21 protein-coding genes are annotated in these 23,983 nt (G+C 70.6%); 7 read left to right on the plus strand and 14 right to left on the minus strand.

What is annotated here, in order from left to right:
- Positions 1 to 51: 51 nt before the first annotated feature.
- The 7 genes from ABZT93_RS09450 to ABZT93_RS09480 form a co-directional block, all read right to left on the minus strand.
- Positions 52 to 840 carry an ABC transporter ATP-binding protein gene (locus tag ABZT93_RS09450; RefSeq protein ID WP_356101248.1) on the minus strand — a complete coding sequence of 263 codons (789 nt, stop codon included), beginning with the start codon at positions 838 to 840 and terminating at the stop codon, positions 52 to 54.
- Positions 833 to 1,762, minus strand: a complete 930-nt coding sequence (locus ABZT93_RS09455) for an ABC transporter permease (protein ID WP_356101250.1) — start codon at positions 1,760 to 1,762, stop codon at positions 833 to 835. Before ABZT93_RS09455 ends, ABZT93_RS09450 begins: the two co-directional genes overlap by 8 nt.
- A gap of 133 nt (positions 1,763 to 1,895) precedes the next feature.
- Positions 1,896 to 2,780: a glycosyltransferase gene (locus tag ABZT93_RS09460; RefSeq protein WP_356101253.1), complete on the minus strand. Its 885-nt coding sequence runs from the start codon at positions 2,778 to 2,780 to the stop codon at positions 1,896 to 1,898.
- Positions 2,777 to 3,556, minus strand: coding sequence for a CDP-alcohol phosphatidyltransferase family protein (locus ABZT93_RS09465; protein ID WP_356101255.1), 780 nt, complete (start codon positions 3,554 to 3,556; stop codon positions 2,777 to 2,779). The genes ABZT93_RS09460 and ABZT93_RS09465 overlap by 4 nt, the downstream gene beginning before the upstream one ends.
- Positions 3,534 to 4,595 (minus strand): iron-containing alcohol dehydrogenase family protein, encoded by a 1,062-nt coding sequence (locus ABZT93_RS09470; RefSeq protein WP_356101258.1) that lies wholly within the window; start codon positions 4,593 to 4,595, stop codon positions 3,534 to 3,536. The genes ABZT93_RS09465 and ABZT93_RS09470 overlap by 23 nt, the downstream gene beginning before the upstream one ends.
- Positions 4,583 to 5,335, minus strand: a complete 753-nt coding sequence (locus ABZT93_RS09475; RefSeq protein ID WP_356101261.1) for a phosphocholine cytidylyltransferase family protein — start codon at positions 5,333 to 5,335, stop codon at positions 4,583 to 4,585. The genes ABZT93_RS09470 and ABZT93_RS09475 overlap by 13 nt, the downstream gene beginning before the upstream one ends.
- The gene (locus ABZT93_RS09480; RefSeq protein ID WP_356101263.1) at positions 5,332 to 7,122 is read right to left on the minus strand and encodes a DUF5941 domain-containing protein; all 1,791 of its coding nucleotides are present in this window, start codon (positions 7,120 to 7,122) and stop codon (positions 5,332 to 5,334) included. Before ABZT93_RS09480 ends, ABZT93_RS09475 begins: the two co-directional genes overlap by 4 nt.
- A 277-nt stretch (positions 7,123 to 7,399) precedes the next feature.
- Here ABZT93_RS09480 and galE point away from each other — a divergent pair, with 277 nt between their 5' ends.
- From galE to idi, 3 genes are all read left to right on the plus strand, one after another.
- Complete coding sequence (gene galE, locus ABZT93_RS09485; RefSeq protein ID WP_356101265.1) at positions 7,400 to 8,368, plus strand: UDP-glucose 4-epimerase GalE; 969 nt, start codon at positions 7,400 to 7,402, stop codon at positions 8,366 to 8,368.
- A 151-nt stretch (positions 8,369 to 8,519) separates the two neighbouring features.
- The gene (locus ABZT93_RS09490) at positions 8,520 to 9,455 is read left to right on the plus strand and encodes a cation diffusion facilitator family transporter (RefSeq protein WP_356101268.1); all 936 of its coding nucleotides are present in this window, start codon (positions 8,520 to 8,522) and stop codon (positions 9,453 to 9,455) included.
- A 203-nt stretch (positions 9,456 to 9,658) separates the two neighbouring features.
- The gene (idi, locus tag ABZT93_RS09495) at positions 9,659 to 10,252 is read left to right on the plus strand and encodes an isopentenyl-diphosphate Delta-isomerase (RefSeq protein WP_356101269.1); all 594 of its coding nucleotides are present in this window, start codon (positions 9,659 to 9,661) and stop codon (positions 10,250 to 10,252) included.
- A 16-nt stretch (positions 10,253 to 10,268) separates the two neighbouring features.
- On the opposite strand, the gene ABZT93_RS09500 is transcribed toward idi, so the two are convergent.
- Positions 10,269 to 10,823: an ATP-binding protein gene (locus ABZT93_RS09500; protein WP_356101482.1), complete on the minus strand. Its 555-nt coding sequence runs from the start codon at positions 10,821 to 10,823 to the stop codon at positions 10,269 to 10,271.
- Between the two features lie 229 nt (positions 10,824 to 11,052).
- Between ABZT93_RS09500 and ABZT93_RS09505 the strand changes: the two genes are divergently transcribed.
- Positions 11,053 to 11,811, plus strand: a complete 759-nt coding sequence (locus ABZT93_RS09505) for an enoyl-CoA hydratase/isomerase family protein (protein ID WP_356101272.1) — start codon at positions 11,053 to 11,055, stop codon at positions 11,809 to 11,811.
- Here ABZT93_RS09505 and ABZT93_RS09510 read toward each other — a convergent pair.
- Both ABZT93_RS09510 and ABZT93_RS09515 read right to left on the minus strand, forming a co-directional pair.
- Complete coding sequence (locus ABZT93_RS09510) at positions 11,798 to 12,433, minus strand: DJ-1/PfpI family protein (protein WP_356101275.1); 636 nt, start codon at positions 12,431 to 12,433, stop codon at positions 11,798 to 11,800. The two genes, ABZT93_RS09505 and ABZT93_RS09510, sit on opposite strands and share 14 nt — an antisense overlap.
- Before the next feature lie 11 nt (positions 12,434 to 12,444).
- Positions 12,445 to 13,404: a GlxA family transcriptional regulator gene (locus ABZT93_RS09515; protein ID WP_356101279.1), complete on the minus strand. Its 960-nt coding sequence runs from the start codon at positions 13,402 to 13,404 to the stop codon at positions 12,445 to 12,447.
- A 113-nt stretch (positions 13,405 to 13,517) separates the two neighbouring features.
- Between ABZT93_RS09515 and ABZT93_RS09520 the strand changes: the two genes are divergently transcribed.
- From ABZT93_RS09520 to ABZT93_RS09530, 3 genes are all read left to right on the plus strand, one after another.
- The gene (locus ABZT93_RS09520; protein ID WP_356101282.1) at positions 13,518 to 14,387 is read left to right on the plus strand and encodes a hypothetical protein; all 870 of its coding nucleotides are present in this window, start codon (positions 13,518 to 13,520) and stop codon (positions 14,385 to 14,387) included.
- An 89-nt stretch (positions 14,388 to 14,476) separates the two neighbouring features.
- The gene (locus ABZT93_RS09525; RefSeq protein ID WP_256122763.1) at positions 14,477 to 14,608 is read left to right on the plus strand and encodes an LPFR motif small protein; all 132 of its coding nucleotides are present in this window, start codon (positions 14,477 to 14,479) and stop codon (positions 14,606 to 14,608) included.
- Positions 14,609 to 14,702: 94 nt separating this feature from the next.
- On the plus strand, positions 14,703 to 17,066 hold the full coding sequence (locus ABZT93_RS09530; protein ID WP_356101285.1) for a Tex family protein: 2,364 nt from the start codon (positions 14,703 to 14,705) through the stop codon (positions 17,064 to 17,066).
- Positions 17,067 to 17,146: 80 nt separating this feature from the next.
- Here ABZT93_RS09530 and abc-f read toward each other — a convergent pair whose 3' ends face one another.
- The 4 genes from abc-f to ABZT93_RS09550 form a co-directional block, all read right to left on the minus strand.
- Positions 17,147 to 18,790 carry a ribosomal protection-like ABC-F family protein gene (abc-f, locus tag ABZT93_RS09535; protein ID WP_356101288.1) on the minus strand — a complete coding sequence of 548 codons (1,644 nt, stop codon included), beginning with the start codon at positions 18,788 to 18,790 and terminating at the stop codon, positions 17,147 to 17,149.
- 49 nt (positions 18,791 to 18,839) lie between these two features.
- The gene (locus ABZT93_RS09540; RefSeq protein WP_356101291.1) at positions 18,840 to 19,868 is read right to left on the minus strand and encodes an oxidoreductase; all 1,029 of its coding nucleotides are present in this window, start codon (positions 19,866 to 19,868) and stop codon (positions 18,840 to 18,842) included.
- Positions 19,869 to 20,066: 198 nt separating this feature from the next.
- Positions 20,067 to 21,767, minus strand: coding sequence for a BCCT family transporter (locus ABZT93_RS09545; RefSeq protein ID WP_356101293.1), 1,701 nt, complete (start codon positions 21,765 to 21,767; stop codon positions 20,067 to 20,069).
- A gap of 88 nt (positions 21,768 to 21,855) precedes the next feature.
- The gene (locus tag ABZT93_RS09550; RefSeq protein WP_356101295.1) at positions 21,856 to 23,883 is read right to left on the minus strand and encodes a Xaa-Pro dipeptidyl-peptidase; all 2,028 of its coding nucleotides are present in this window, start codon (positions 23,881 to 23,883) and stop codon (positions 21,856 to 21,858) included.
- Positions 23,884 to 23,983 lie beyond the last annotated feature (100 nt).

Here is a 23,983-nt window from a genome sequence, read left to right on the forward strand (position 1 = left end):
CGGCGGGGCCCGGTCAAGCGGAGCGGTGACTTTCGTCCGGGGCGCGGTGGACTACTTGCCGGTGAACTTCTCGTACTCCTTGATGACCTCGTCGGTCGGGCCGTCCATGCGCAGCTCGCCGCGCTCCAGCCACAGGACGCGGTTGCAGGTGTCACGGATCGACTTGTTGTTGTGACTGACGAGGAACACCGTGCCGGCCTCCTTGCGCAGTTCCCTGATGCGTTCCTCGGAGCGCTTCTGGAACTTGCGGTCACCGGTGGCGAGGGCTTCGTCGATCATGAGGACGTCGTGGTCCTTGGCGGCGGCGATGGAGAAGCGCAGCCGGGCCGCCATGCCGGAGGAATAGGTGCGCATCGGAAGGGTGATGAAGTCGCCCTTCTCGTTGATTCCGGAGAAGTCGACGATCTCCTGGTAGCGCTCCTTGATCTGCTCCCGGGACATGCCCATAGCGAGCCCGCCCAGAATGACGTTGCGCTCGCCGGTCAGATCGTTCATCAGGGCCGCGTTGACGCCGAGCAGGGAGGGCTGGCCGTGGGTGTAGACGCGGCCGCTCTCGGCGGGCAGCAGGCCGGCGATGGCGCGCAGGAGGGTCGACTTGCCGGAGCCGTTGGAGCCGATCAGGCCGATCGCCTCGCCCTTGTAGGCGACGAAGGAGACGCCCTTGACGGCGTGCACCTTGCGCACACCGCGCGCGGCGTCGTCGGAGCCTCGCTTGAGGATCCGGCTCAGCGCGGCGGTCGCGCTGCCCTTGCCGGTCTTGGCGCCGTTGACGCGGTAGACGATGTGCAGTTCGTCCGCGATGACGGTGGGGGTCTGCTCGTCCCGGGTGTCCTCAGCCACGGCCGTACCTTTCCTCCGCCTTCCAGAAGTACACGAAGCCGCCGAGCGCGAAGAGCGCGGCCCAGCCGCCGGCGGCCGCCCAGACGTGGTCGGGCAGGTTCTCGGCGCCGTAGTCGTCGAGCAGGGCGAAGCGCATGAGGTCCATGTAGATGGCCGCCGGGTTCCACTGGAGCACCGTCGCGAGCCACTGCGGCTTGTCGGCCAGCATGATCGGGATCGAGAACATCACGCCGGACGCGTACATCCACGTACGCATCACGAACGGCATGAGCTGCGCCAGGTCGGGGGTCTTGGCTCCCGCGCGGGCCATGATCAGCGCCAGGCCGGTGTTGAAGAGGAACTGCAGGATCAGCACCGGGACGATCAGGGCCCAGGACAGATCCGGGTAGTGGCCGAAACCGATGGCCACGGCGAACAGCACGACCATCGAGAACAGCAGCTGCTGGAGCTGCTGGAGCGCGAAGGAGATCGGCAGGGAGGCCCGCGGGAAGTGCAGCGCGCGGACCAGGCCGAGGTTGCCGGAGATGGCGCGTACGCCCGCCATGACGGAGCTCTGCGTGAAGGTGAAGACGAAGACACCCGTCACCAGGAACGGGATGTACACGTCCTTCGACATGCCCCGGCTCGCGTCCAGGATGACGCCGAAGATGAAGAAGTACACGCCCGCGTTGAGCAGCGGCGTCGCCACCTGCCACAGCTGGCCGAGCTTGGCCTGGCTGTACTGTGCGGTCAGCTTCGCCCGCGAGAACGCGAGGATGAAGTGGCGCCGGTCCCAGAGCTGGCGGACATACTCGACGAGCGAGGGCCTGGCACCACTCACGGTCAGGCCGTACCGGCCGGCGAGCTGCGCCGCCGTGAGGCCCTCGTCGGGCGACGCGGACGCGCTCAGCGCGACCGTGTCTTCGTGCGTTGTCTCACTCACTGGATGGATAGCTTTCCTCTTCGGATGCTTCGGGATGCTGCGGACTGCTTCGGGCTGCTTGGGATGCGCGGCCTGTTCGGGCAGGGCACGAGCGTGGGCCGTGCCGCGGCCGCCGCTCTCGGCAACGAGCTTGTCAGATGACCGGGGGCCGGCCCAGTCGCGTCAGGCGCCAGACGGTACGCCACTTCATCGGGCGGCGCGGTCCGCAGGGCGTGCTCCAACCTTCCCGGAAGCCGCCGAACCATGCCTTCAGGGCGGGCCGCGAGGGGCGGCGCGCGAGCGTCAGCAGCATCCAGACGCCGAGGTAGACCGGGACCAGGAGCGCGGGCAGGTTGCGGCGGGCGAGCCAGACGCGGTTGCGGGCGACCATGCGGTGGTAGACCGCGTGCCGCGAGGGCGCGGTCGTCGGGTGGTACAGCACCATGTCGGACCGGTAGTCGATCATCCAGCCCGCGTCGAGGGCCCGCCATGCCAGGTCGGTTTCCTCGTGGGCGTAGAAGAACTCGTCCGGGAGGCCGCCGACTTCGGCGAAGACCTGGGTGCGTACGGCGTTGGCGCCGCCGAGGAAGGTGGTGACCCGGGAGGAGCGCATCGGGTCGGCGGCCCGCAGCCGGGGGACGTGCCGGCGCTGGGTGACCCCGGTGTCGGGGTCGGCGATACGGAAGCTGACGATGCCGAGCTTCGGGTCGACCGTGAAGGCCTGGCGGCACAGTTCGGCGGTGTCGTGGTTCGGGAGGAGGCCGTCGTCGTCCAGGAAAAGCAATATGTCGACGTCGCGACCGCTGGGGCCGAAGGCCTCGATGCCGACGTTGCGACCGCCGGGGATGCCGAGGTTCTCGGGCAGCTCGATGGTCCGGACGCCGTCGGGGACGTCCGGGACGGGCGAGCCGTTGCCGACGACGACCACCTGGACCGGGTCACCGTCCTGCTTGGCGACCGAGTCGAGCAGGGCACGCAGCTCCTCGGGCCGGTTGCCCATGGTGATGATGACGGCGCCGACCTTCATGCCGGTGCTCACTTCAGCCTGCTGGAGGCGAGGATCGACACGAGGTGCAGCAGGGTCTGGAGCAGGGCGATCCCGGCGAGCACCGCGACACCGAGCCGCGAGAAGAACAGGTCGCCGCGCGCCTGGTCCGCGACCGCCAGGACCAGGATCAGCAAGGACGCCTCGATGCCGAGGATCAGCCGGTGGAACTTGAGCAGGGAGGCGGCCCTGCGGGCCAGTGCCATGCCGGAGGAGCGCATCTCGGCGGCGGCCTCCTGCACGGGCGGCTTGCCGGCCTGGTGCCGGGCGACGCCCACGAGGTCGGTCTCGGCCTTGATGAGGATCGCGCCGAGCGCGGCGAGCGTGCCGAGGAAGGCCCACAGCCAGTCGATACGGCCGCTGCCGAACAGGTCGGCGGCGCGCAGGCCGAAGCCGACGAGCACGGCCGCGTCGGTCAGGTAGGCGCCGACGCGGTCCAGGTAGACGCCGTTGAGCGAGTACTGCTTCTTCCAGCGCGCGATCTCGCCGTCGACGCAGTCGAGCAGCAGATACATCTGGACGCACACCACACCGAGCACGGCCCCCGGGATCCCCGGCACCAGGAGGGCCGGGGCCGCGAGGACGCCGAAGACGGTCATCAGGTACGTGAGCTGGTTGGGCGTGACCCTGGTGTTCACCAGGTAGCGGTCCACCCGCAGGGACACCTCACGCATGTAGAGGCGTCCCATCCAGTGCTCACCGCTGCGCCGGTCCTTGACCCCTGCGGGGTGGACGACCGGACGGAGTTCAGCTACCGATGGCCTTGACATAGTCGGTGTAGATGTCCTTGATCTGGTCGGTCTTGAGGTCGAGGTGTTCGAGGATGGTGTAGCGGCCGGGGCGGGTCTGCGGAGCGAACTCCACGGCGCGGACGAACTCCGCGGGCGTGAAGCCGATCTCCTCCGGCAGCACCGGAAGTCCGTGCCGGCGCAGTACCTCGGCCATGTACGCCGATTCCTCGTGGGCTCCGCGCAGGTACATCGCGAAGGCCGCGCCCAGGCCGCACTGCTCGCCGTGGGCGGCGGCGCGCTTGGGGTAGAGCAGGTCGAACGCGTGGTTGATCTCGTGGCACGAGCCGGAAGCGGGCCGTGAGTCGCCCGAGATCGACATCGCGACGCCGGTGAGGACCAGGGCCTCGGCGAGTACCTGGAGGAAGTCGTTGTCCCCGACGCCGCCGGGGTGGCGGAGCACGGCCTCGCCGGCCTGGCGGGCCATGGCGGCCGCGAGTCCGTCGATCTTCTCGCCCTTGACGCGGTTCGCCAGCTCCCAGTCGGCGATCGCGTTGATGTTGGAGACCGCGTCGCCGATGCCGGCGCGCACGAAGCGCACCGGGGCCTCGCGGATGACGTCGAGGTCGATGACGGCCGCTATCGGGTTGGGCACGCCGTAGGAGCCGCGGCCCGCGTCGTTGTCGAGGGTCGCCACGGGAGAGCACAGGCCGTCGTGTGCGAGGTTCGTCGGTACGGCGACCAGGGGCAGGCCGATGCGCGCCGCGGCGAACTTGGCACAGTCGATGATCTTGCCGCCGCCGAGTCCGACGACCGCGTCGTAGTGGCCGGCCTTCATCTCGCCGGCCAGCCGGATCGCGTCGTCGAGGGTGCCGCCGCCGACCTCGTACCAGGTGGCGCCGGGCAGGGCGGGAGCAATCCGCTGCTTCAGCTTGGCGCCGGAGCCGTTGCTGACGGCGACGGCCAGCTTGCCGGAGTGCGAAATGCGCTCGTCGGCGAGCACGCCCGCCAGGTCGTCGAGGGCACCCGGGCGGATGTCCACGACGACCGGCGAGGGAATCAGCCTTGTCAGTAGCGGCACGCGATCTCCCGTCCACGGGCGAGGTCGTCGTGGTTGTCGATCTCCACCCACGGGACGTCACCGATCGGCGCGACGTCGATACGGAAGCCGCGGTTCACGAGCTCCTGGTAGCCGTGCTCGTAGAACTGCTGCGGGTCGGTCTCCCAGACCGTCTTCAGCGCGTCGGCCAGTTCGGGGGCGGCGTCGCCCTCGATGAGGGTGACCCCGATGTACTCGCCGGTGGCCTCGGCGGGGTCCATCAGCTTGGTGATCTTCGTCATGCCCCGCTCGGGGTCGACGACGACCTTCATCTCCTCGTCGGCGAGGTTCTTCACCGTGTCCAGGGCGAGGATGATGCGCCGGCCCTCGCCGCGGGCGGCGAGCAGCGTCTTCTCGACGGAGACCGGGTGCACGGTGTCGCCGTTGGCGAGGATCACACCGTCCTTGAGGGCGTCACGGCCGCACCACAGGGAGTAGGCGTTGTTCCACTCCTCGGCCTTGTCGTTGTCGATGAGGGTGAGCTTGAGGCCGTACTTCGCCTCCAGTGCCGCCTTGCGCTCGTACACGGCCTCCTTGCGGTAGCCGACGATGACCGCGACCTCGGTCAGACCGATCTCGGCGAAGTTGCCGAGGGTGAGGTCGAGAACCGTCGGTTCGCCCTCTATGCCCGCGGGGCCCACCGGCACCAGAGCCTTGGGGAGGCTGTCGGTGTAGGGGCGCAGACGCCGACCGGCGCCGGCCGCCAGCACGAGGCCGATCATGCGGGTTCTCCTTCGTCGTGTACGGCGGGCGCCCCAGCGGACACCCAGAAACGAATGCTCTCGACGACCACCACCAGGGCGACGGCCACGGCCATCACCGTGAGCGCGACCGTGAACTGCGAGGCGGTGAGCGCGGCGGCCAGGACGGTGACGAGCAGCGTCCGTCCTTCATGCCCCCCGACAGCGCGCACCAGCCAGGCCGGGGGCGCTCCGGCGTTGCCGCGGATGCGGTACACCGTGTCGTAGTGATGGTAGGCGACGGCGCCCACCAGGCCGAAAGCCGCAGGCAAGGCTCCGTTCACGTCCGCCTGGGCCGCCAGCACCAGGACGGTGCCGTACTCGGCGGCGCGGAAGAGCGGGGGGACGAGCCAGTCGAGGGCGCCCTTGAGGGGGCGGTACAGGGCCTGACCGGCGGCGATCGCGTAGACCAAGGCACTGCCGACGGTCGCCCAGGTGTCCCCGGAGAACAGGGTGAGGGCCAGGATCGCCGTGCCCGCCAGCGCCACAGCCGCCCGGGGTCCTCCGAGAGGGGCCAGCGAGACACGCGCCAGCAGGCCGGCCAGCGGTCCGTTGTCCGCCAGGTCCGCCAGCGCCTGCGCCGCGCGGTCCGTGCGCTGCGCCTTGCGGGTCAGCGACCGCAGCACCCGGCCCGCCGTGGTGTACGTCGCCGCGAAGGCGCAGCCGACGAGAAGGACGTAGAAAGTGATCCGCGGAGTCGTGACCGCCGTGAGCACCGCGATCATCGCCCAGCGCTCCCCGATGGGCAGCACGATCATCCGCCGTACCCAGACCGTCCAGCCGACGCTGTCGAGCTTGTCCGAAAGGGCCGCCGTCGGGCTGGTGTTGGCGGTCGCGTCGTGGTTGGCCTCGTTGAAGGAGAAGTCGACGACGTGCCGGCAGGTCTGGAGGATCATCGCGCCGAGGGCGAGGGCCCATACGTCGTCGCCGCCGCGGGCCGCGCCGAGGGCGAGGCCGGCGTAGTAGGCGTACTCCTTGGCGCGGTCGAAGGTGGCGTCGAGCCAGGCGCCGAGCGTGGAGTACTGCAGGGAGTAGCGGGCGAGCTGGCCGTCGGTGCAGTCCAGGACGAACGAGGCGATCAGCAGGACGCCCGCCGCGATGAAGCCGCCGCGCGTACCGGTCGCCGCGCAGGCCGCCGCGATGAGGGCGGTGATCAGGGAGGCCGTGGTGACCTGGTTCGGGGTCAGGCCGCGGCGGGCGCACCAGCGGGCGATGTAGCGGGAGTAGGGGCTGATGAAGTGGGTGGTGAAGAACCCGTCCCGGGACTTCACGGCGGACTTCAGGCGTACGGCCTCGTCGTCGACGTCCGCGACGGCCTGCCGTGCCTCGTTGCGGGCCTGCGGGTCGGCGGGGACAGCGGCGACCAGGCTGCCGAGCTCGGGGCGGTACACCTCGGCGCCGTCGTCGGCCAGCGCGGTGACGAGGCGGTCGGGAAGGCTGTCCACGGCGACCGCCGTGCCGCCGCCCGACGAGTTCTCGCGGGCCAGCGCCCTGGTGAGGGTCGCCCGGCCGTCGGGCTGTGCGGTGACGGCGCCGGGCAGCGCGGCGAGGGAGAAGCGGGGGTCGGTGAGGCCCAGGCGCAGAGCGTGTATGTGTCCGACGAAGCGGGCGTCGACGAGTGCGACGCGCTGGTCGCCGGGTGCCTCGGCGACCAGCCGTTCGGCGTCGGCGGCGTCCGCGGCGACCTGCACCTCGAATCCGAGGGACCGCAGATCACCCTCGATCGACGATCCGGGGACCGGCTGACCGGTGAGGATGGCGGTCGACAACCGAACTCACTCCCTGAGTGCCGACGCGCGGGCGCCGGTCATGTGCACGATGGGGGCGCCCCTTGGCTGGACCAGGCGGGCGGCATGTCGGCAGAGGCTATCGGATGCCAAGAAGGCTGCGTTCACCGCCCGTTAACGGACCGATCAACAGTGCCTCCCCCGGCCTTTGCCGCGATCATCATCGGTGATCCGGGCCTCCGCCCACAAACCGTGCCCCACAGAGCGGACATCCAGGACATCGTGAGGGTCCGGGTGCGTCGGCATAGGGTGGACGACCATGACGTGGCTGATCACCGGCGGTGCCGGATACATAGGGGCGCATGTGGCGCGGGCCATGACAGGGGCCGGGGAGCGGGTGCTCGTCCTGGACGACCTCTCGGCAGGCGTGCCGGCGCGGCTTCCCGCCGACGTGCCGCTGGTCCGGGGCTCCGCGCTGGACGGCGGCCTGCTCAAGCGGGTGCTGGCCGAGCACGCGGTGACGGGTGTGGTGCATCTCGCGGCGCGCAAGCAGGTCGCCGAGTCGGTGGCGCAGCCGATCCGCTACTACCAGGAGAACGTCGGTGGGCTCGCGACGCTGCTGGAGGCGGTCGCGGAAGCCGGTGTGGAACGATTCCTCTTCTCCTCGTCGGCGGCCGTCTACGGCAACCCCGATGTGGGACTGATCACGGAGGAGACGCCCTGCGCCCCCGTCAACCCCTACGGCGAGACCAAGCTCGCCGGGGAGTGGCTGGTGCGGGCCGCCGGACAGGCGCACGGGATCTCCACCGTGTGCCTGCGCTATTTCAACGTCGCCGGGGCCGCGGCGCCGGAGCTCGCGGACACCGGAGTCTTCAACATCGTGCCCATGGTCTTCGACCGCCTCACCCGCGACGAGGCCCCGCGGATCTTCGGCGACGACTACCCGACGCCGGACGGCACCTGCGTCCGTGACTACATCCATGTGTCCGACCTTGCCGAGGCGCATCTCGCGGCGGCCCGGCGGCTGTCCGAGGGCGACCTGAGCGGTGACCTGACGGTCAACATCGGTCGCGGTGAGGGCGTGTCCGTGCGCGAGATGGTCACGGTGATCGGCGAGGTGACCGGAGACCGACGGCCCGCGATCGTGGAGCCCCGGCGCCCCGGGGACGCGCCCGTGTCGGTGGCCTCGGCCGCCCGGGCCGCCGAGACGCTCGGCTGGAGCGCACGGCGAGGGGTACGCGAGATGATCGAGTCCGCCTGGCACGGCTGGCTGCTGCACCGCACCTGAGCATGCCCTGACCTGCGCTTCGTTTCCGCAGGTCAGGAGACATGACAACGGTGTTCAGTGCCGCGTTGCCGGATACCCCCCGCCCGTAGTTCACTGTGATCCCGGACGGGCTGTTCGGCTGTTCCGGGCCAACGCGTAGGAGGCGGCTTCGATGGGGGCAGGGCACGATCACGGGCACGCGCACGCGCACGCCGGCGGTACGGCGACCGCGGCGTACGTCGGCACGCTGCGGGTGGCGTTGTCGATCACGCTCACCGTCATGGTGGTCGAGATCGTCGGCGGCGTCGTCGCGGACTCCCTGGCCCTGGTAGCGGACGCGGCGCACATGGCGACGGACGCGCTGGGCCTCGGCATGGCCCTCCTCGCGATCCACTTCGCGAACCGCCCGCCGACCGGCAACCGCACCTTCGGGTACGCCCGCGCGGAGATCCTCGCCGCCCTCGCGAACTGTCTGCTGCTGCTCGGCGTCGGCGGCTACGTCCTGTACGAGGCGATCCAGCGGTTCGTCACACCGGCCGACACCGAGGGCGGGCTGACCATCGTCTTCGGCGCGATCGGTCTGGTCGCGAACATGATCTCGCTGACCCTGCTGATGCGCGGCCAGAAGGAGAGCCTCAACGTGCGCGGGGCGTTCCTGGAGGTCGCGGCGGACGCGCTGGGCTCGTTCGCGGTGATCGTCTCGGCAGCGGTGATCCTGACCACGGGCTGGCAGGCCGCCGACCCGATCGCCTCGCTCGTCATCGGCGTGATGATCGTGCCGCGCACCTTCAAGCTGCTGCGCGAGACGCTGGACGTCCTGCTGGAGTCGGCGCCCAAGGACGTCGACATGACGGAGGTGCGGAACCACATTCTGGCCCTGGACGGCGTGGAGGACGTCCACGACCTGCACGCCTGGACGATCACCTCGGGCATGCCGGTGCTGTCCGCGCACGTGGTGGTGAGTTCCGAGGTGCTGAGCGCGATCGGCCACGAGAAGATGCTGCACGAACTCCAGAACTGCCTCGGCGACCACTTCGACGTGGAGCACTGCACCTTCCAGCTGGAGCCGGGCGGGCACGCGGAGCACGAGGCGCACCTGTGCCACTGATCTTCTGCTCCACTGACACACGTGTACGGTGCATGAAACGCCCGTTCTGACGGAATGCAGCGATCCGGCGCACCTTTGCGTCCTCCACCCCACAGGCCCGCTCCGAGCGGTTCCCCGCCCGCCGCGCCGGGCACGATCAACTGCCGGGAGTGCCGGACCGGTGCGGCACACTTGGGGCGCGAAGACCGATGTGAAGGATGGGTATGCCGACCACACCTGCCACCACGACGCACACTCCGTCGAACGGCGCCGCGAACGCGATCCTGCTGGAACTGGTCGACGAGCACGGTGTGACGATCGGCACCGCGGAGAAGCTCGCCGCCCACCAGCCGCCGGGACAGCTGCACCGTGCCTTCTCGGTGTTCCTCTTCGACGAGCGGGGCCGGCTGCTCCTCCAGCAGCGGGCGCTGGGCAAGTACCACTCCCCCGGTGTGTGGTCCAACACCTGCTGCGGCCATCCCTACCCGGGCGAGGCGCCCTTCGCTGCGGCCGCCCGGCGGACGTACGAGGAGCTGGGCGTCTCCCCGTCGCTGCTCGCCGAGGCGGGCACGGTTCGCTACAACCACCCGGACCCGGACTCGGGCCTGGTCGAGCAGGAGTACAACCACCTGTTCGTCGGCATGGTGCAGTCCCCGCTCGGCCCGGACCCGGAGGAGGTCGGCGCGACCGCCTTCGTGACCCCGGCCGAGCTGGCGGAGCGGCACGCGAAGGACACCTTCTCCGCATGGTTCATGACGGTGCTGGACGCGGCCCGTCCCGCGGTCAGGGAGCTGACGGGCCCGTCCGCCGGCTGGTGAGGGGCTTCTCGGGCCGTCAGGACGCGCGCACGGCCTTGAGGGGCAGGGCGGCCCAGATCACCTTGCCGCCGCTGGAGGTGTGCTCGACGTCGCAGACCCCGCCCGCCTCCCGGGTGATCTCGCGGACCAGGAGCAGTCCCCGGCCGCCCTCGCCGCTGTGGTCGGTCTCCAGGGCGGTCGGCCGGTAGGGGTGGTTGTCCTCCACGGACACCCGCACCCACTCCGCGCCCACGGCCACCTCCACGGCGAGCATCGGCGAGAGCAGGGCGGCGTGCCGTACGGCGTTCGTCACCAGCTCGGACACGATCAGCAGGAGGCCCTGGACGAGATCGTCCGAGACGGGCACTCCCTGGCGGTACAGCAGGTCCCGTACCGCGTGCCGCGCCTGCGGGACCGACGCGTCGACAGCGGGGGCGGTGAACCGCCACACACCCTCGTACGGCAGGGGGTCCGGTGTGCCGGGGTCGAGGGGGTCCATGTCGAGGGGGTCTGGTCCGAGAGGGTCTGGTCCGAGAGGATCCTCTCCGCTGTCCGCCGGGCGAGGGCCGGACCCGCGCCCATGGTCGTCCATTCTTCGGTCGCCACCCTTGCGCTCGATTGTCACCACATGTCGAGTGTTGGCAGCGCGTCGGTCCACTCCGGATACCTGAACAGAAGTCAGCGCATATCGAATGCCCCTGACCGATTCCGTGCGGAATCATTCGGATGGTGTTGATCTGGTGGCGGGCTCCTGCTGTTCGGTGACCGTACCGGGGATCTTGCGCACAGTACGGTCGAGGCGTACGGCTAGCATCCGACGCATGGAGCTCTCGGAGCCGCTGCTGCTGCACACCGTCGTCGACTCGGTCGCCACCGTCGTCATCCACCATCCGGCCAAGCGCAACGCCATGACGGCCGCGATGTGGCAGGCGCTGCCGCCGCTGCTGGACACGCTGGCCGCCGATCCGGACGTACGGGCGCTCGTGCTGACCGGGGAGGGCGGGACGTTCTGCGCGGGCGCCGACATCTCCACGCTGCGCCGGTCGCCCGAGGAGGCCCAGGGGCTCGCGGTGCGGGCCGAGGAGGCCCTCGCCGCGTTTCCGAAGCCGACGCTGGCGGCGATCCGGGGGCACTGTGTGGGGGGCGGGTCGCAGCTCGCGGCGGCGTGTGATCTCCGGTTCGCCGAGGAGGGCGCGCTGTTCGGGGTGACACCGGCGAAGCTCGGGATCGTGTATCCGGCCTCCTCCACCCGGCGGTTGGTGTCGCTGGTCGGGCCGGCCGCCGCCAAGTACCTGCTGTTCTCAGGCGAGTTGATCGACGCACAGCGGGCACTGCGCACGGGTCTGATCGACGAGGTGCTGCCGGAGGGCGAACTCGACAAGCGGGTCGGGGAGTTCACCCGGATCCTGACGTCCCGCTCGCAGCTCACGCAGGCCGCGGCGAAGGAGTTCGCGAACGGCCGCACGGACCGGCACGCTTACTGGACCGGGCAGGCGCGCGGCAGCGGCGACACCGCGGAGGGGGTCGCCGCGTTCCTGGAGCGCAGGACACCGCGCTTCACCTGGACTACGTCAGGATGAAGCGGCTGCCGGAGCGGAGCCTGTCGACGAGCTGCGCGGGCGCCTTCTCGGGCGAGCCGGCGTCGTAGGGCGGTCGCGGGTCGTACTCGATCCCCAGCTGCACGGCCTGGGCGTGTTCGTCGCCCGCGATCCTGCCGAGCAGGGCCAGCCCCATGTCGATCCCGGAGGAGACGCCCGCGGCGGTGACGTACTTGCCGTCGAACACGACCCGCTGCCCCGTGGGCGCTACGCCGAACCGCTCCAGGAAGTCCAGAGCCAGCCAGTGGGAGGTCGCCCGGCGGCCTTCGAGGAGCCCGGCGGCGGCCAGCAGCAGGGAACCGGTGCACACGGATGTCGTCCAGGTGCTGGTGGCGTCGGCCGAGCGCAGCCAGTCGAGCAGCACCGGGTTCTCCATCTGCGGGGTCTGCCCGGGACCGCCCGGCACGATCACGATGTCGGGGTGCGGCACCTCGGCGAACGTCCTGTCGGCGGTGAGGGCGAGCATCCCGGTGTCGGTGCGCACCGGGCCTGTCCGCTCGGCGACGAACACGGTCTCCGCGTCGGGGAGGCGGCCGAGGGTCTCGTACGGTCCTACGGCGTCCAGGGCGGTGAAGCGGTCGTAGAGGACGATGGCGATCTGCACAGGGAGTCCCTTCAGTGTGCCGGGGTGGGGTGGAAGCGGCGGCGGTACTCGGAGGGGGCCGTGCCGAGGGCCCTGACGAAGGCGCGGCGCATTCCCTCGGGGGTGCCGTAGCCGCTGGCGCGGGAGATCTCCTCGATGCCGTCGGAGGTGTCCTCCAGGAGACGGCGGGCGTGCTCCAGCCGGACCCGGTCCACGTACCGGCCCGGTGTCATGCCGGTCTCGGCCTGGAAGGCACGGGCGAAGTGGCGGGGCGAGAGGCGGGCCCGGGAGGCGAGGCTGTCGACGCTCAGGTCGTCGGCGGGGTGCTCCGTGATCCACAGCTGGACCTCGCGCAGCGGCTCTCGCCGGGCGGTCTGGGCGGCGAGCTGGGCGCTGAACTGGGCCTGGTTGCCGGGGCGACGCAGGAAGACGACCAGGTGGCGGGCGATGGCGAGGGCCGTGTCCCGGCCCAGGTCCTCCTCGACCAGGGTGAGCGCGAGGTCGATGCCCGAGGTGACGCCGGCGGAGGTCGACACCGGTCCGTCGCGCACATAGATCGGATCGGGGTCCACCTCGACGGCCGGGTGGTCGCGGGCGAGCTTGTCGCAGTACGCCCAGTGCGTGGTGACCCGGCGGCCGTCCAGGAGCCCTGCCTCGGCGAGCCGGATGGCGCCGGTGCACACCGAGACCAGGCGGTCGGCCCGGGGTCCGTGCTCGCGCAGCCAGTCGGTGAGGCGGGCATCGGGGCGGCGGGTGCCCTGGCCACCGGGCACCAGGAGGGTGTGCGGGGCGTCGGCCCGCGCGAGGGCTTCGTCCGGTACGACGGTCAGGCCGCTGGAGGTGCGTACGGCAGCGCCGTCCAGCGAGGCCGTGCGGATGCGGTAGGTGCCCGGAGTGTGTTGTTCGGCCCCGGCGAAGACCTCCAGCGGTCCGGTGACGTCGAGGCTCTGCACGCCGTCGAAGAGGACGAAGAGAACGGTTCGCTGCGCCATGTCCTCGATTCTTGGGCCGGGGCGCGATGGCGGCAATGACGAGTTCCCCACCTTTCCTGCCATGGGTAACCTCCCCGTCGAGGGGATACCAAGCGGTCGGTAACCTGCTGGCCATGACTACTGCCGCCCTGGAACCGCGCGTCGGCCGCCGCTGTCACAACCCCCTCAACTCCCTGCACGCCGCGCACTACTTCTCCCCCGACCTGGGCAGGGAGCTGGCCGCGATCGGCGTCACGCACCCGCGGGCCGTCAACTTCGCGGTGCGGGCCGCCGCACTGGGCCCGGTCGGCCCGGGGGCGGTGACGGCCGCGTTCTACAACTACAAGCACGAGCTGGTGGCCGAGCACGTGCCCGCCGTGTGGCGGACCGCCACGCCCGAGCAGGTTCTGGCGGCACGCGTGCGTGCCGTCGACGCGACCCTGCGCCGCCTGCTCGGCGACGAGGCCGTGACGTCGGACGGGATGGCCGAGGCCGCGCGGCTCGCGCTGCGGGCCGCGGAGGGCTGTTCGCGTGCCGCCCGCCCGCTGTACTCCGCGCACGCCGACCTGCCGGTGCCCGAGGAGCCCCACCTGGCGTTCTGGCACGCCGCGACGCTGCTGCGCGAGCACCGGGGCGACGGTCATCTCGCCGCCCTGATGTCCGCGGAGCTGGACGGTCTGGAGGCTCTGGTGACCCACACCGCGACGGGCCGGGGCATGACACCGTCCTGGGTGTTCACCACGCGCGGATGGTCGCGGGAGGAGTGGGACGCCGCCGTCGGACGGCTGCGCGGGCGCGGACTGCTGGACGCCGACGGTGAGCTGACCGAGCGGGGTACCGCCCTGCGGGAGGAGATCGAGGCGCAGACGGACCGGCTGGACCGGGCCCCGTACGAGCACCTCGGCTCCGAGGGCGTACGACGGCTGACGGAGCTCGCGGTGGGGTTCGCGCGGGCGGCCGCGGCCGCGGGGGCCTATCCCGCGGACCTGATCGGCAAGCGCTGATCTTTCCGGGCCGCGAAGATTGCCCGGCCGTCTCGGAGGTACCCGTTCCTCTCCCGGTCGACCTGGCCGGGAGAGGAAAGGGGATTCACATGTTCCGCGCGATCGCAGACGTCCTGCGCCAGATCGGTGGCGCCATCGCCACCGTGGTGACCCTGCCCTTCCGGGCCGTTGCCCGGCTCTTCGGCGGTGCGTCCAGCTCCACCAGGAGCCGCAGGGCCTGATGAGAACGGCCGGATGACCGCGCCCTGATCCCCGACTGTCGGTGCCGCCTGCCACAATTGCCGCGCAACCTCAGTGAGAAGGCGGTACGGGATCGTGACGACACCCGGGTCCAGCGGGTCCAGCAGCGCAGGGTCGATCGAAGGCAGGATCGCCGAGGAACTCGGCGTACGGGAGCGGCAGGTGAAGGCTGCCGTGGAGCTGCTCGACGGCGGTTCCACGGTTCCCTTCATCGCCCGCTACCGCAAGGAAGCGACCGAGATGCTCGACGACGCGCAGCTGCGCACGCTCGAGGAGCGGTTGCGGTATCTGCGGGAGCTGGAGGAGCGGCGGGCGGCGATCCTCGACTCGGTGCGTGAGCAGGGCAAACTCACCGAGGAGCTCGAGGCGCGGATCCGGGGCGCGGAGACCAAGGCGCGCCTGGAGGACATCTACCTGCCGTTCAAGCCGAAGCGCCGCACCAAGGCACAGATCGCTCGCGAGGCCGGTCTCGAGCCGCTCGCCGAGGGCCTGCTCGGGGACCCGGGTGTCGCTCCGCTCGCCGCGGCCGCCGCGTTCGTCGACGCCGACAAGGGCGTACCCGACGCACAGGCCGCGCTGGACGGCGCCCGGTCGATCCTCACCGAGCGTTTCTCGGAGGACGCGGACCTGATCGGCGAGCTCCGCGAGCGCATGTGGGCGCGCGGACGGCTGGCCGCCAAGGTGCGGGAGGGCAAGGAGGAGACGGGCGCCAAGTTCGCCGACTACTTCGACTTCGCCGAGCCCTTCACGAACCTGCCCTCGCACCGGATCCTGGCGATGCTGCGCGGCGAGAAGGAGGAGGTCCTCGACCTCGTCCTGGAACCCGAGGAGGCCACGGAGGGACCCTCGTCCTACGAGGGGATGGTGGCCCACAGGTTCGGGATCGCCGACCGCGGCCGCCCGGGCGACAAGTGGCTGACGGACACCGTCCGCTGGGCCTGGCGGACCCGCATCCTCGTGCACCTCGGCATCGACCTCAGGCTGCGGCTGCGGACGGCCGCCGAGGACGAGGCGGTCAATGTGTTCGCGGCCAACCTCCGCGACCTGCTGCTCGCCGCCCCGGCCGGCACGCGCGCGACGCTGGGCCTGGACCCCGGGTTCCGCACGGGTGTGAAGGTCGCCGTGATCGACGCGACCGGCAAGGTCGTCGCCACCGACGTCATCCACCCGCACGTCCCGGCCAACCGGTGGGACGAGGCGATCGCCAAGCTGGCCCGCCTCGCCAAGGAGCACGCGGTCGAGCTGATCGCGATCGGCAACGGCACGGCGTCCCGGGAGACCGACAAACTCGCCGGTGAACTGATCACCAAACACCCGGAGCTGAAGCTCACCAAGGTGATGGTGTCCGAGGCGGGCGCCTCCGTGTACTCGGCCTCCGCGTTCGCCTCGCAGGAGCTGCCGGACATGGACGTGTCGCTGCGCGGCGCCGTCTCCATCGCGCGCCGCCTCCAGGACCCGCTGGCCGAGCTGGTGAAGATCGACCCGAAGTCGATCGGCGTCGGCCAGTACCAGCACGACCTGTCCGAGGTGAAGCTGTCGCGCTCCCTGGACGCGGTCGTGGAGGACTGTGTGAACGGCGTGGGGGTCGACGTCAACACCGCGTCCGCTCCGCTGCTCGCCCGGGTCTCCGGAATCACCTCCGGGCTGGCGGAGAACATCGTGTCGCACCGCGACGCGAACGGCCCGTTCAAGTCCCGCACCGAGCTGAAGAAGGTGGCCCGGCTGGGCCCCAAGGCGTACGAGCAGTGCGCGGGCTTCCTGCGGATCCGTGGCGGCGACGACCCGCTGGACTCCTCCAGCGTCCACCCGGAGGCGTATCCGGTGGTGCGGCGGATGGTGAAGACCGCGGGGCAGGAGGTCGCCTCCCTCATCGGCAACACCGGGGTGCTGCGGTCGCTGAGGCCGCAGGACTTCGTGGACGAGACCTTCGGTCTGCCCACGGTCACCGACATCCTCAAGGAGCTGGAGAAGCCGGGGCGCGACCCTCGGCCCGCCTTCAAGACGGCGACCTTCAAGGAGGGCGTCGAGAAGATCTCCGACCTGTCCTCCGGGATGGTGCTGGAGGGGGTCGTGACCAACGTGGCGGCGTTCGGGGCGTTCATCGACATCGGCGTCCACCAGGACGGTCTGGCGCATGTCTCCGCGCTGTCGAAGACGTTCGTCAAGGATCCGCGGGATGTGGTCAAGCCCGGCGACATCGTCAAGGTGAAGGTGCTGGACGTCGACATTCCGCGCAAGCGGATCTCGCTGACGCTGCGGCTGGATGACGAGGCGGAGACCTCCGGTGGGGAGCGGCGACAGCAGCGGGGTGGGCGGCCTCCTCAGCAGCGGCAGCGGCAGCAACCGCGTCAGCAGCAGGCGCCTGCTCCGGGCAACAGTGCGATGGCCGATGCTCTGCGGAAGGCCGGGCTGCTCGACTCCAAGAAGAAGGGGCGCTAGCGGCCGTAGGGGCTGCGGGGCTGTTGTGGCTGGTCGCGCCCACGCGGCGGAGCCGCACATCGATACAGCCCCGCGCCCCTTCAGGGCGCTTCAGTCACCTTGCCCGATGAGAGCTCCAGTCGGCGGTTCACCCTCACCGCGTCCAGCATTCTGCGGTCGTGGGTGACCAGGAGCAGGGTGCCCTCGTAGGCGTCCAGCGCTGATTCCAGCTGCTCGATCGCCGGGAGGTCCAGGTGGTTCGTCGGTTCGTCCAGGACCAGGAGGTTGACGCCCCTGCCCTGGAGCAGCGCCAGGGCCGCCCTCGTCCGCTCCCCCGGTGACAGCGTCGCCGCCGAGCGGGTGACGTGGTCGGCCTTCAGGCCGAACTTGGCCAGGAGGGTGCGGACCTCCGCCGGTTCCGTGTCGGGGACCGCCGCGCAGAAGGCGTCCAGCAGGGCCTCCTGGCCGTGGAACAGCTCGCGGGCCTGGTCGACCTCGCCGATCAGGACACCGGAGCCCAGGGAGGACTGGCCGGAGGTCAGCGGCACCCGGCCCAGGAGGGCGCCGAGCAGGGTGGACTTGCCTGCGCCGTTCGCGCCCGTGACCGCGACCCGGTCCGCCCAGTCGATCTGGAGGGAGACCGGGCCCAGGACGAAGTCACCCTGGCGGACCTCGGCGTCCCGCAGTGTCGCGACGACCGCACCCGAGCGGGGGGCCGAGGCGATCTCCATACGCAGTTCCCACTCCTTGCGCGGCTCGTCGACGACGTCGAGGCGTTCGATCATGCGCTGGGTCTGGCGGGCCTTGGCGGCCTGCTTCTCGCTGGCCTCGCTGCGGAACTTGCGGCCGATCTTGTCGTTGTCGTTGCTCGCCTTGCGGCGGGCGTTCTTCACGCCCTTGTCCATCCACGAGCGCTGCATCTGCGCCCGGTCCTGGAGCGCGGACCGCTTGTCGGCGTACTCCTCGTAGTCGTCCCGGGCGTGCCGGCGGGCGACCTCGCGCTCCTCCAGGTATGCCTCGTAGCCGCCGCCGTAGAGGGTGATCTGCTGCTGGGCAAGGTCGAGTTCGAGGACCTTGGTGACGGTGCGGGTGAGGAACTCGCGGTCGTGGCTGACCACCACCGTGCCGGCGCGCAGGCCCTTCACGAACCGCTCCAGGCGCTCCAGGCCGTCCAGGTCGAGGTCGTTGGTCGGCTCGTCGAGGAGGAAGACGTCGTAGCGGGAGAGCAGGAGGGAGGCGAGGCCGGCGCGGGCCGCCTGGCCGCCGGACAGGGAGGTCATCGGCTGGTCCAGGTCGACCGCCAGGCCCAGTGAGTCGGCGACCTCCTCGGCCCGTTCGTCGAGGTCGGCGCCGCCGAGGTCCAGCCAGCGCTCCAGGCTGGTGGCGTACGCGTCGTCGGCGCCGGGGGCCTCGTCGACCAGGGCCTGGGTCGCCTCGTCCATCACCCGCTGGGCCTCGGCCACTCCGGTACGGCGGGCGAGGAACTCCCGTACGGTCTCGCCCGGGCGCCGCTCGGGTTCCTGCGGGAGGTGCCCCACGGACGCCGTCGGCGGGGAGAGCCTGAGCTCCCCCTCCTCCGGCGTGACCAGGCCCGCGAGCATCCTGAGCAGCGTGGACTTGCCCGCGCCGTTGGCCCCGACCAGGCCGATCACATCTCCGGGCGCGACGACGAGGTCGAGCCCGCTGAACAGGGAACGGTCGCCGTGGCCGGCGGCGAGGTTCTTGGCGACGAGGGTGGCAGTCATCAGACCGTCGATCCTAATGGCCGTGGCAGGTGTCCGGCGCTCCGTTCTCTCAGCGGGCCATCGCCTCCACCAGGACACTTCCCGAGGTTCGCGCCACCACGAACGATTCGCCCCGCACTGCCTTGGCGTCCAGGGCGATGCGGTGCAGGCCCGCTTCCAGGACGCCGTCGAAGACCTCCTGGGTGCGGGTGCGGTACAGCCGGTCGAGGCGGTAGGCCGTCAGGCGCACCCGGCACGGCGAGGTGACCTCGACGCCCGCCTCTCCGTCGGCGGCCACCAGACGGGTCAGACGGCGCCGCTCGACCGGGCTGCGGTCCAGGGCGTGCTCTATCTGGGCCACGAGCAGCGGGATGATCGGGGCGAGACCGTCGACGTAGGCCACGTCGACGCCCGCGCGGGCGAAGGAGCGGCGTACGGCGGCACGTTCCTCCTCGGTGACCGCGCGGCCGAAGGCGACGGCGCCGTAGCCGCGCAGTTCGTCGGCGTGCACGTCGCCCACCTCGCGGGTGATGTCGGCCCCGATGCCGATGGCGCGCAGGGCGGCGGCGAGTTTGGCGAGGACGGCGACGCGGGCGCCGATGAGCAGGACGCGGCGGCGGGGGCCCTCCGAGCCGCCGGTGCCCCGGAGCAGGGAGTCCAGCGCCGTGCGGTACTCGGCACCCTGAAAGCGGAACGGCCCTATGCCGTGGTAGCCGTTGAGCTGGAGGTTTACGGCCTCCTCGGTCTGCCAGGCGAAGTCGCGCCAGATGAAGTCGTCGCCGTCCCGCTCGATGACGGCGGTGACGGCGCCGCAGCCGAGGTCCTCGCACTCGGGGCAGCCGTAGATGACGTGACGGCCGTTCGGAAGCGGGGCGTCCGTCTCGCCCAGGAGGCTGCGGACCTGGGCGGTGAAGATCGCGGGTGGGACGTCGGAGGCGAGAGGGGAGACGGCGTCGAGGTCGGAGAGCTGGAAGAGGAGCGGGCGGCCGTCGACGATGAAGTCCACGAAGTCCCGGTGTATCTGGAAGTCACCGTTGGCGAGGACTCCACCGGCACGCATCGCCGGTGCCAGGCCGAAGGTCGCGTAGGCGGCAGACATGGTGTGAGTATTCCCGCCTTTTGGGCGGTCTGAGCACGGTGTGGGACATTCCGCTTGCGTCGGGCGGCGCGCTCGCTCGACAAGTACCTCGGAGGGCACGAGGAGTTGGCGGTGCGGCCCGACGTCAGCGGCGTACGCATGGTCGAAGGAGGACCGGTCGGAGAGGGGGTGACCTCCTCCTTCCGGCTCGCGCCGTGCTCAGCTGTGGTCGTGGCCCAGCGGGTCGCCCTCCGTCTCGGTGCCGGGGCCCGGGCCGATCTGGATCCCGAAGTCGCCGTCGTACTTCCGGTGGCCTTCGATCACGGCGAGTTCGACGGCCTCGGAGCCCATCTCGCCCCGCACGATCAGCGGGTCCCGGCGCAGGTCGCGCATGAGGGCCACGCACATGCCGATCATCACGAGCACGAAGGGTGCGGCGGCCAGGATCGTGAGGTTCTGCAGGCCGGTGAGCGCGTCGCCCTGGCCGCTGCCGACGAGCAGCATGATGGCGGCGACCGCTCCGGTGACGACACCCCAGAACACGACGACGAAACGGCCGGGTTCGAGGGCGCCCCGCTGGGAGAGCGTGCCCATCACGATGGACGCGGCGTCCGCACCCGAGACGAAGAAGATGCCGACCAGGATCATCACGAGCAGGCTGGTCACGGTGGCGGCGGGGAACTCCTGGAGGACACCGAAGAGTTGGCCCTCGGGAGTGTTCTCGCCGGCCAGCGCGCCGCCCTCCTTCAGCTTCATGGCCGTACCGCCGAAGATCGCGAACCAGACGAGGCTGACCGAGCTGGGCACGAGGATGACGCCGCCGACGAACTGGCGGATGGTGCGGCCGCGGCTGATGCGGGCGATGAACATGCCGACGAAGGGCGTCCAGGAGATCCACCAGGCCCAGTAGAAGACGGTCCAGCTGCCGAGCCAGTCCGCGACGCCCTTGCCGCCGCTCGCCTCGGTCCGGCCGGCGAGTTGGGGCAGGTCGCCGAGGTAGGAGAAGACCGAGGTGGGCAGCAGGTCGAGCACGATGATCGTGGGACCCGCGACGAAGACGAAGACCGCGAGGATCAGGGCGAGCACCATGTTGGTGTTGGACAGCCACTGGATGCCCCGCTCGATGCCGGAGACGGCCGAGAGCACGAAGGCCAGGGTCAGCACGGCGATGATACTGACGAGCAGACCGGTGCTGACGTCGTCCATCCAGTTCAGCTCCTGGAAACCCGAGCCGATCTGGAGGGCGCCGAGGCCCAGGGAGGCCGCGGAGCCGAAGACGGTGGCGATGATCGCGAGGATGTCGATCACCCGGCCGACGGCGCCGTTGGCGTGCTTCTCCCCGATGAGCGGGGTGAACACGGCGCTGATGGTCTGGCGCCGGCGCTTGCGGAAGGTGCTGTAGGCGATGCCGAGCCCGACCACCGCGTAGATCGCCCAGGGATGCAACGTCCAGTGGAAGAGGGTCGTGGCCATCGCCGTCTCCATGCGTTCACCGGAGTTGGCGGGATTCGTGCCCGGAGGCGGGGTCGTGTAGTGCGAGAGGGGCTCGCTGACGCCGTAGAACATCAGGCCGATGCCCATGCCGGCGCTGAACATCATCGCGACCCAGGACACCGTCTTGAACTCGGGTTCCTCGCCCTCGGCACCCAGGTGGATGCGGCCGTAGCGGCTCATCGCGAGCCAGAGGGCGAACACCACGAAGCACGAGGCGGCCAGCATGAAGGCCCAGCCGCCGTTGTGGATCAGCCCGCCCAGCATGGTGGTGGAGACGTCTTCCAGGGAGTCCGTCGCCGCCCAGCCCCAGATCACGAAGGCCAGGGTGATGACGGCGGTGACACCGAACACCACCCGGTCGGTCTCGTGGCCGAGAATGCCCGCGGGGCCTTCCCGGCTGCCTCTCTTCTTCAGGTCTTCAGTCATCTGCGGCACCTTCCCCTGGAGCGGTGGGTACTCCGGTTTTCACACAGTTCCCCAGGACCTACCACAGGTGCCGCAGATCTCAACCGATTCAGCAGCCGGTGTCGGGTTCCCCGAGCGGTTCCGCACACAGGGGCCGGCGCAGCGGGCCGCCCTCCGGGACGCGGTGCGCGGCCCGCGGTGCCTGAACGCCGTCGAGAGCCGCCGCCCGATGCGGTACGGCCGTCCCGGCGCCCTTCGTCGCCTGCGCGAAGGCGGACGCGCCGCCGACCAGCGGGAGGCGGGCCGAGGTGCGGGCCAGGTCGATCGTCAGGGTGGGCTTGGTGGACGGCGGGTCGATGAGGTCCTTGTCGGTGCCCGCGACGATCAGGGCGAGGCGGTGGCCCGCCGGGACGACGTGGTCCGTGGCGCCGAGATCGAGGGTGATGGTGTAGGCCTTGCCCGGGGTGAGCGGGACGCCCTTGCGGTCCGAGGCGTAGTTCCCGAGGTCCGCCCAACCGCGGCTGATCACCGTGTAGTCGACCGCGGTCGTCTTCGCCCGGGTCGCCTTGAAGCAGGCGCTGTCACCGGTGGCGTTGGCGCCCCAGCAGGTGCGGTCGGCGAGAGTCGTGATGCCTTCACCGGAGGCCGCGTAGTCGCGGATGGTGTCGGGACCGAGGTCCACGAGCACGGCGGAGAGGTGGGCCGTGGAGGTGGTCGGGCTCGCCGTCACGGTGACCTTGGAGGAGCCGGACACGCGGAGGTCCTTGGTGAGGGTGCCGGTGGTGAAGCCCGCCTTGTCGGGGGTGGATGTGTCGATCCGGGCAGCCCAGTCGGTCTCGCTGAGCGCCGGGTCGTCGGTGAAGGTCTCGGTGCCCTTGGCCTTGGTGAGGCCGAGGGTGCCCACTCCCGGCTGGGAACCCTTCGCCGGGCGCAGAGTGGCCGCCGAAGTGCCCCGCGGGGGCCAGGACTTCGAGGTGACCCACTGGTCGGGGTGGCGTTCGATGTCGGCCATGGGCTCACGGTCGATGCCGTTGTCGTAGCCGAGGAGTTCATGGTCGAACCAGCGGTGCAGGGTGTCGACCCACTCCGCGCGCCGGAAGTCGAAGGGGTCGACGTGGCCGGTCTGGGAGAGCCAGATCTTGCGCTCGACGCCGTTCTTCGCGAGGGCGTCCCACCACGGACCGACGTGCTGGAGACGGACGTTGAGGTCCTGCATGCCGTGCACGAGGAACACGCTGGCCTTGACCTTCTTCGCGTCCTTCACGTAGTCGCGCTCGGTCCACAGCGAGGTCCGGTCGCCGGTGCGGGGCGCCTGGTCGACGAGCTTCTGCTGGACGGCCGCGCACTTGGCGCGGGCGTCGGGGCTGTCCACGTAGTCGGAGAGCCAGTCGGGGCCGGAGCCGTAGAGCGGGGCACCCTTGGAGAAGTAGTAGTCGTACCAGGTGGAGATGGCGCTGATCGGGACGATGGTCTTCAGGCCCTTGACGCCGGTGGCGGCGACGCCGTTGGCGATGGTGCCGTCCCAGCTCTTGCCGATCATGCCGGTTCTGCCGTTGGTCCAGGTGGCCCGGGTCTTCTCGGTTCCCGTGCGGCTCGTATAGGCCGTTGCCCGGCCGTTCAGCCAGTCGACCACCGCTTTCGCGGACTGGATGTCGGAGCGGCCGCCGACGTCCACACAACCGTCGGAGCGGTTGGTGCCGGCGAGGTCGACGCCGACGAAGGCGTAGCCGCGGGGCACGAAGTAGTTGTCGTAGAACAGCGGCATCTGGACGACATCGCCCTGGGCGTCGTACGTCTTCAGCTGGCTCTCGTTGCCGCGTCCGCAGCAGGAGTAGTAGGGGCTGGCGTCCATGATGACCGGGACCTTGCGGTTCCTCTGGGCCGGTTCACGGGGCCGGACGATGTCGACGGCGACGCGGTCGGTCTTTCCGTCACCGTCGCCGTCGAGCCGGGTGTCCACCCAGACGGCCTCGCGAACGGCGTTCTGGTACGAGTAGATCGGTTGGCTCTCCCGCGGGCTCGGGTGGGTCCGGGCCTGCGCGGTCGCGGGCGCGAGGAAGGTCGCCAGCAGGGCGGCGGTGGCCGCGGCGGCGGTCGCGAGCGGTCTCCAGGTCGTGAAGCGCGTGCGTATCGACATGCGCGGACGGTACTGCGGTCAACTCCCGTGCAAAAGAGGGCCCCTTGAGTCCATGACGGCCGAATGGCGATCGTGTGACAGGGGTGACCGTGGACACATC

This window comes from Streptomyces sp. NPDC005303 (genome assembly GCF_040607335.1).
In the GTDB taxonomy this organism is placed as follows: domain Bacteria; phylum Actinomycetota; class Actinomycetes; order Streptomycetales; family Streptomycetaceae; genus Streptomyces.

Bases quoted from the DNA above. Each gene is read 5' to 3' on its own strand.
- ABZT93_RS09465 (WP_356101255.1), bottom strand. From the start codon at position 3,556: ATGTCAAGGCCATCGGTAGCTGAACTCCGTCCGGTCGTCCACCCCGCA.
- ABZT93_RS09475 (WP_356101261.1), bottom strand. From the start codon at position 5,335: ATGATCGGCCTCGTGCTGGCGGCCGGCGCCGGTCGGCGTCTGCGCCCC.
- galE (WP_356101265.1), top strand. From the start codon at position 7,400: ATGACGTGGCTGATCACCGGCGGTGCCGGATACATAGGGGCGCATGTG.
- ABZT93_RS09490 (WP_356101268.1), top strand. From the start codon at position 8,520: ATGGGGGCAGGGCACGATCACGGGCACGCGCACGCGCACGCCGGCGGT.
- idi (WP_356101269.1), top strand. From the start codon at position 9,659: ATGCCGACCACACCTGCCACCACGACGCACACTCCGTCGAACGGCGCC.
- ABZT93_RS09500 (WP_356101482.1), bottom strand. From the start codon at position 10,823: ATGGACGACCATGGGCGCGGGTCCGGCCCTCGCCCGGCGGACAGCGGA.
- ABZT93_RS09505 (WP_356101272.1), top strand. From the start codon at position 11,053: ATGGAGCTCTCGGAGCCGCTGCTGCTGCACACCGTCGTCGACTCGGTC.
- ABZT93_RS09515 (WP_356101279.1), bottom strand. From the start codon at position 13,404: ATGGCGCAGCGAACCGTTCTCTTCGTCCTCTTCGACGGCGTGCAGAGC.
- ABZT93_RS09520 (WP_356101282.1), top strand. From the start codon at position 13,518: ATGACTACTGCCGCCCTGGAACCGCGCGTCGGCCGCCGCTGTCACAAC.
- ABZT93_RS09525 (WP_256122763.1), top strand. From the start codon at position 14,477: ATGTTCCGCGCGATCGCAGACGTCCTGCGCCAGATCGGTGGCGCCATC.
- abc-f (WP_356101288.1), bottom strand. From the start codon at position 18,790: ATGACTGCCACCCTCGTCGCCAAGAACCTCGCCGCCGGCCACGGCGAC.
- ABZT93_RS09540 (WP_356101291.1), bottom strand. From the start codon at position 19,868: ATGTCTGCCGCCTACGCGACCTTCGGCCTGGCACCGGCGATGCGTGCC.
- ABZT93_RS09545 (WP_356101293.1), bottom strand. From the start codon at position 21,767: ATGACTGAAGACCTGAAGAAGAGAGGCAGCCGGGAAGGCCCCGCGGGC.
- ABZT93_RS09550 (WP_356101295.1), bottom strand. From the start codon at position 23,883: ATGTCGATACGCACGCGCTTCACGACCTGGAGACCGCTCGCGACCGCC.